At 74.4% G+C, this 6,031-nt stretch carries 6 protein-coding genes and 1 pseudogene; 4 read left to right on the forward strand and 3 right to left on the reverse strand.

Going from position 1 to position 6,031, the window contains the following annotated elements; translation table 11 throughout:
- Positions 1-588, reverse strand: a pseudogene (locus tag VGE38_RS16390) (hypothetical protein); the annotation flags it as partial.
- Positions 589-648: 60 nt separating this feature from the next.
- On the opposite strand from VGE38_RS16390, the gene VGE38_RS16395 reads away from it, so the two are divergent.
- Positions 649-1,863, forward strand: a complete 1,215-nt coding sequence (locus VGE38_RS16395) for an FHA domain-containing protein (protein WP_331143629.1) — start codon at positions 649-651, stop codon at positions 1,861-1,863.
- Positions 1,864-1,959: 96 nt separating this feature from the next.
- Here VGE38_RS16395 and lepB read toward each other — a convergent pair whose 3' ends face one another.
- On the reverse strand, positions 1,960-2,661 hold the full coding sequence (gene lepB, locus VGE38_RS16400) for a signal peptidase I (protein ID WP_331143630.1): 702 nt from the start codon (positions 2,659-2,661) through the stop codon (positions 1,960-1,962).
- Between the two features lie 52 nt (positions 2,662-2,713).
- Between lepB and VGE38_RS16405 the strand changes: the two genes are divergently transcribed.
- The 3 genes from VGE38_RS16405 (at position 2,714) to VGE38_RS16415 (ending at position 4,556) form a co-directional block, all read left to right on the forward strand.
- Positions 2,714-3,349, forward strand: a complete 636-nt coding sequence (locus tag VGE38_RS16405; protein WP_331143631.1) for an HAD family hydrolase — start codon at positions 2,714-2,716, stop codon at positions 3,347-3,349.
- Positions 3,346-4,092: a M50 family metallopeptidase gene (locus VGE38_RS16410; protein WP_331143632.1), complete on the forward strand. Its 747-nt coding sequence runs from the start codon at positions 3,346-3,348 to the stop codon at positions 4,090-4,092. The genes VGE38_RS16405 and VGE38_RS16410 overlap by 4 nt, the downstream gene beginning before the upstream one ends.
- A gap of 62 nt (positions 4,093-4,154) precedes the next feature.
- Positions 4,155-4,556: a cold-shock protein gene (locus VGE38_RS16415; protein WP_331143633.1), complete on the forward strand. Its 402-nt coding sequence runs from the start codon at positions 4,155-4,157 to the stop codon at positions 4,554-4,556.
- Between the two features lie 105 nt (positions 4,557-4,661).
- On the opposite strand, the gene VGE38_RS16420 is transcribed toward VGE38_RS16415, so the two are convergent.
- On the reverse strand, positions 4,662-6,031 hold a 1,370-nt coding region (locus tag VGE38_RS16420), incomplete at its 5' end, for an MFS transporter (RefSeq protein WP_331143634.1).

Consider the following 6,031-nt stretch of genomic DNA (forward strand, 5'->3'; position numbering starts at 1 on the left):
GACGAGCTCCTCGACCGGGTTGGCGGCCTGGTCGGGCGTGACGGTGAGGCGTACGCCGCTCGCCGTCCCCTGGCCGCCCTGGTCGGTGACGTGCTCGAGCATCGCCCGGGCCTCGGAGGAGAGCCCGGCGATGCGGCGCTCGAGCTCGGCGGTGGGCAGCGGCTCGGTGGAGCGCGGCCGCAGCCCGGTGGCGCCGGCGCGGTCGTCCCCGGCGCCCGCGCCGACCATCGCCCCCGCGATGCCCGACAGGGCGCGCAGGCCGTCGCCGGACTCCCACACCAGGGCCAGGTCCAGCAGCCGGGTGAGCGCGGCCGACGCCGCCGTCGCGGCGGCGTTGACCACGCCGGTGACCTGCGTCGGGACGGTGGGCTGCAGCACGACGACCGCGTCGAGCACGGTCAGCTCGAGCCGGTTCAGCTGGTCCAGCGCCCGGCCCAGGGAGGCGGTGGTGGCGGCGCGGGACGCCAGCTGGCCGGTGTCCTGCGGCGCCGGGCTGGCCAGGTCGGGCCGCGCCAGCAGCAGCCGGGCGAGCCGGTCGTCCGGCCAGCTGCGCAGCTGGTCGGCGAGGGAGCGGTGCCCGGTGCTCATCGGACCAACGCTAGCGCCGGTTCCCCGGCGTCCCGTCCCGGATGTGGTGGGATGTGTCCTGTGAGTGACCGGATCGTCTCCTACCGGCCCGGGAGCTGGTTCGCCGTCGTCGGCGAGCACTGCACCGTGCTGCTGCCCGCCAGCGAGAAGGATCGCGCGGGCGTCCTGTGGGCCGCCGTCGACGGGGGAGCGGGCTTCGACGCAGTGCTCGACACGCTGCTCGCCGGCGGTCTCTCGACCCTGCCGGGCTTCGTGCTGCTGGCCACCACCGGCGAGCGCGATGACGTCATGCGGGTCGTGATCCGCGGCGACGCCTCCGCGACCTTCGAGTCCGAGGCCGGCACCGTGCACGTGCAGGGCGTGACGGACTCCATGTGGGTGGAGCGGACGCTGCACGGCGTCACGTCGTACGCCGTCACGCTGCCCGACGACGGCCCCGAGCACGCCGAGCGTGGCCCCGTCGGGCCGGAGCTGTCCGTGGTCGCCGGGCTGGTCCGGGTCGGCTCCATCGAGTCACCCAGCGAGTCCAGCCAGTCACCCGGCCAGTCACCCAGCGAGTGGCGCCCCGCTGGCGGGCTGGCTGCCGTGCCCGACCCGCTGAGCGACGACTTCGTGATGCCGGCCCCCGAGGACGAGGCGCCTCACGACGAGCCGGCGGCGCCGCTCGGTCCGCCGCCTGCCTGGACCCCACCCACGGTCCCACCGCCGCCGCTCCCGCCCGTGCCGCCCGTGCCGCCGGTCCCACCGGTGCCGGCCGCGGTTCCGGGCCTCGGCGGTGCCGGGCCCTCGGACTGGCTCCCCGACTCCGACGACGAGCTCACCGAGCAGCTTCCGGCGGCCACCGATGCACCCGCCGCCCGGGAGGCCGCGCCGGAGGAAGCCCCGGGGGAAGCTCAGCAGGAGGAGTCCTGGCTCCCGCCAGGCCCCGTGGCGCACCTGTCGTTCTCCAGCGGCGACGAGATCGACGTCGACCGGCTGGTCGTCGTCGGCCGCGCCCCGGACGCCGGCCGCTTCTCGCCGGACGAGGAGCCGCTGCTGGTGCGGGTGCCGAGCCCGCACTCGGAGATCTCCGCGACCCACCTCGAGGTGCGCCCGGGCTCGGGCGAGGACCACGGGCACGCCGTCGTCACCGACCTGGGCTCGACCAACGGCACCCTGGTCATCCAGCCCGGCGAGCGTCCCGAGGAGCTGCGCCCCGGCGTACCCGTCCGGCTGCTCGGCGGCGCGCTGGTCGACCTCGGCGACGGCCTGACCATCCGCGTCAGCGACGCCTGACCGCCGCTGGATCTGTCAGGCACCTGACCTTTCCAACCGCGACACGCCGGTCGCCCGTCGATGAGGTCAGGTGCCCGGGGGTGGTCCAGCAGTGGGCTACGGCTCTGCGACCTCGGCGAAGACGTCGGGGCGGTGGATCAGCTTGGCGTGACCGGCCGGCCACACCAGTGCGACGACCTTGCCGACCACCAGGTCGACGGGAACGAACGCCGGGGCGGGGTCGCACCGGCCCTTCTTGGGCGTGCACAGGTGGAAGGAGCTGTCCGCGGACTCGTCGCGGTTGTCGCCCATGACGAACAGGTGCCCCTCGGGCACCTGCGCCGACCAGCCCGAGCAGTCGGCCTGCGGACCGTCGCAGTCGACCTGCGGATCGATGAAGGCGTCCTCCGCGAGCGCGGTGCCGTTGACCGAGAGTCGGCCGTCGTCGTCGCAGCAGGCCACGGTGTCGCCGCCGACGCCGATCACCCGCTTCACCAGGTGGCCGCCGCTGGGATAGAGCCCCACGCGCGCGAGGACACTCGCGACCGTGCCGGTCGGGCCCGCCTGGGACGCGTCCAGCCAGCCACCGGGGTCGTCGAAGACCACCACGTCGCCGCGTTCCGGCTCGCCGAACCAGTACGACGCCTTCTCGACCACGATCCGGTCGTCGACCGCGAGCCCGGGCTCCATCGACTCCGAGGGGATGTAGAACGCCTGGGCCAGGAACGTCTTGACCAGGACCGCGACGAGCACCGCGATGCCGAGCAGGACGACGGTCTCCCGGATCAGCTTGCCGGCGCCGCGCTCTGCTGAGGTCACGTCCGGACCCTACCGAGGGCGCGGCTACCGGCGGGCTGGATACGCTCGATCCATGTCCGAGCCCGAGTCCCGCCTGGTCGTCGGGTTCGACCTCGACATGACGCTCATCGACACCGCCCCCGGCTTCCGCGACGTGCTGCGGGCGCTCGGTGACGAGCTGGGCGTCGAGTTCCCCGTCGAGGAGATGACCGCGCGGCTGGGACCGCCGCTCGACCTGCTGCTCGAGCCGTACCTCCCGGCCGAGGAGATCCCGGCGGCCGGCGACCGGTTCCGCGCGCTCTACCCCGACCACGCGATCCACAGCGTGCCGGCGTTCGCGGGGGCGCACGAGGCGCTCGCCGCCGTACGCCGCCACGGCGGGCGTGTCATCGTCGTCACCGGCAAGTACGCCGCCAACGCGCAGCTGCACGTGGACCACATCGGGTTCGAGATCGACCACCTCGAGGGCTGGGTGTGGGGCGTCGGCAAGGCCGACGTGCTGCGCCGCGAGGGGGCGAGCATCTACGTCGGCGACCACGTCCACGACGTCGAGGGCGCCCTGGCCGCCGACGTCCTCAGCGTCTCGGTGCTCACCGGCGGCTGCACGCGTGAGGAGCTGCTCGACGCCGGCACGCACGTCGTGCTCGACGACCTCGGGCAGTTCCCCGCCTGGCTGGACCGCCATCTCGGCGGCCTCCGGCCGGCGTGAGCGAGCTGCCCGCCGGGCTGACCCGCATCTGGGAGCGCTCGCTGGAGCGGCAGCCCTTGCCGGAGCCGTGGGCGGTGCTCGCGACCGGTGCGGTGGCCCTGGTCCTGGTCGCCCACCCGGCGAGCTGGCGTCGGGTCCGGCTCGGCATCACCGTCGTCCACGAGGCCGGTCACGCCCTCGCGGCGGTACTCACCGGTCGGCGACTGGCCGGCATCCGGTTGCACTCCGACACCTCCGGCGTCACCGTCTCCCGCGGTCGGCCGTCGGGCGCCGGCGTGGTGATGACGCTGCTCGGGGGCTACCTCGCGCCCGGCGTACTCGGCCTCGCCGCCGCCCTCCTCCTCGCCGCCGGCCGCCCGCTCGCGCTGCTGTGGCTGCTGGTGGTGGCGCTGCTCCTGCTGCTGGTGTGGATCCGCAACCTCTACGGCCTGCTCACCGTGGTCGGGCTCGGTGCGGCGCTCGCCGCCCTGAGCTGGTACGCCGAGCCGGGCCTCTCCTCGACGGTGGCCTACCTGTTGACGTGGCTGCTGCTGCTCGCAGCACCGCGACCCGTCGTCGAGCTGCTCGGCCGTGGCCCGGCCGGGCGCCGTGGCTCGGACCCGGACCAGCTCGCACGGCTGACCGGGGTGCCGGCGCTGGTCTGGGTGTGGCTGCTGCTGCTCGGCACCCTCGCCGGGCTGGTCGTCGGCATCGCCACCCTGGCGCCCGATATCGCGGCGCGGCTCCCAGCGGCGCTCGGCTAGGGTGGGTCGGCCGCCGGTCCCGGCGGCGCGCCATCCGGTTGAGCTATGAAGAGGTCTGTCCCGTGCCCACTGGCAAGGTGAAGTGGTTCGACGCCGAGAAGGGCTTCGGCTTCCTGTCGCAGGAGGACGGACCCGACGTCTACGTGCACGCCGACGCGCTCCCGGCCGGTGCGGCCAAGACGCTCAAGGCCGGCACCCGGGTGGAGTTCGGCATCGCGCAGGGCCGGCGCGGCGATCAGGCGCTGCAGGTGCGCATCCTCGACGCCCCGAAGTCGGTCGCGCGCGGCCAGGCCAACGCCAAGCGCAAGCGCCCCGAGGACATGGTCCCGCTCGTCGAGGACCTCACCAAGATCCTCGAGGGCATCGGTGAGGGCTACCGGCACGGCCGCCACCCCGACGCCCGGATCGCCAAGCGGGTCGCCGAGGGTCTGCGCGCCCTCGCCGACGAGTTCGACCAGCTCTGAGCCGGTCGGGCCGAGGCCTCCGCGCCCGGCCCGCCGGCGCAAACTGTCACCGTGACACTTGGCGTCGCGAGTGACAGTTCAAAGTGTCACCCCTGCCGCCAACTGTCACGGTGACATTTTGCGAGGGCCGGCCGCGGTCGCCCGGGGTGTCCGACCGGGGCGCGACATCAACACGAAGACCGCCCACGCGGTCAGCACCGCACACGCGACGCCAAGGCCGAGCCGGGCGTTGAGCGGCAGCGCGATGCCGACGAACCCGCCGACCACCCAGGCCAGCTGCAACGTCGTGTCCGAGCGCGCGAACGCCGAGGCCTGGATCGAGGCCGGGATGTGCTGCTGGATGCTGGCGTCGAGGGAGAACTTCGCGAGCGCCTGGCCCAGTCCGGCCACCAGCCCGAGCACCGCGAGCAGCGGGACGCTGTAGAACACCGCGGCCAGCAGCGCGGTCACGGCGTCGGCGACCAGCACGACCGACACCGTCACGGCGGGCCGGATCCGCCGCACCAGCGAAGCGGTGACGACGCCGAGGAAGTTGCCCACGCCGGCCGATCCGGCGACGAGGGCGAGCAGCCAGGTGGCCGACCAGCCGCCGATCGGGTGCTCCTGCAGCAGGAAGGCCATGAACATGAGCAGGAAGCCGTAGAGCCACTTCGGCGCGCAGTTCGCACGCAGCGCGTAGGCGACGCTCGCCGGCACCCGCATCCGCACCCGGCCGGACCCGGGCGAGGACTCCCGGCCCGGGAACAGCGAGAGCGACCCCTCCCCGGCGCTGGAGTCGACGGCGGCCGGCAACCGGATCGCGCAGACGGTGGCGGCGACGAACAGCACGAAGCCGTAGCGCAGCACCCACTCCGAGCCGGCCAGTGTCGCGAGCCCCGCGACGGGCGCCGAGACGGTCACGCCGACGATGCCGGCCATGGAGACCCGGCCGTTGGCCTTGACGAGCGTGAACTCGCGGGGGAGCAGGCGGGGTACGGCGGCAGCCCGCGTGACGCCGTACGCCTTGGAGCAGACCAGGACCCCGAGGGCGGCGGGGAAGACGACCGGCGACTGGTCGGCCAGCGCTCCGGCGAGCACCCAGCACAGGAACGCCCGCAGCGCCATGGTGCCGCCGATCGCCCAGCGGCGGCCGTGGGCGAACCGGTCCAGGAACGGCCCGATCAGGGGCGCGACGATCGCGAACGGCAGCATCGTGAGCCCCAGGAAGAGCGCGACGCTCTCCCGCGAGGAGCTGCCGTCGCCGGTGGGCACCTGGAAGAACAGCGAGCCCGCCAGCGCGATCGCCACGGTGGCGTCGCCGGCGGTGTTGAAGGCGTGCATCTCGATGAGCCGGGACAGGCCCGACTGCTCTGCCCCCTCGGCGTTCGCCGCCCGGCGGGCCTGCCGGAAGGCGAAGCGGCCGAACCGGCCCATGCCCCGGGCAGCGGCCGCGGTCCCGCGGGCGGTGCCCCGCGCCGTCGCGCCGGCGCCGCGCG

This window comes from Nocardioides sp., assembly GCF_036405735.1.
Lineage (GTDB): Bacteria > Actinomycetota > Actinomycetes > Propionibacteriales > Nocardioidaceae > Nocardioides.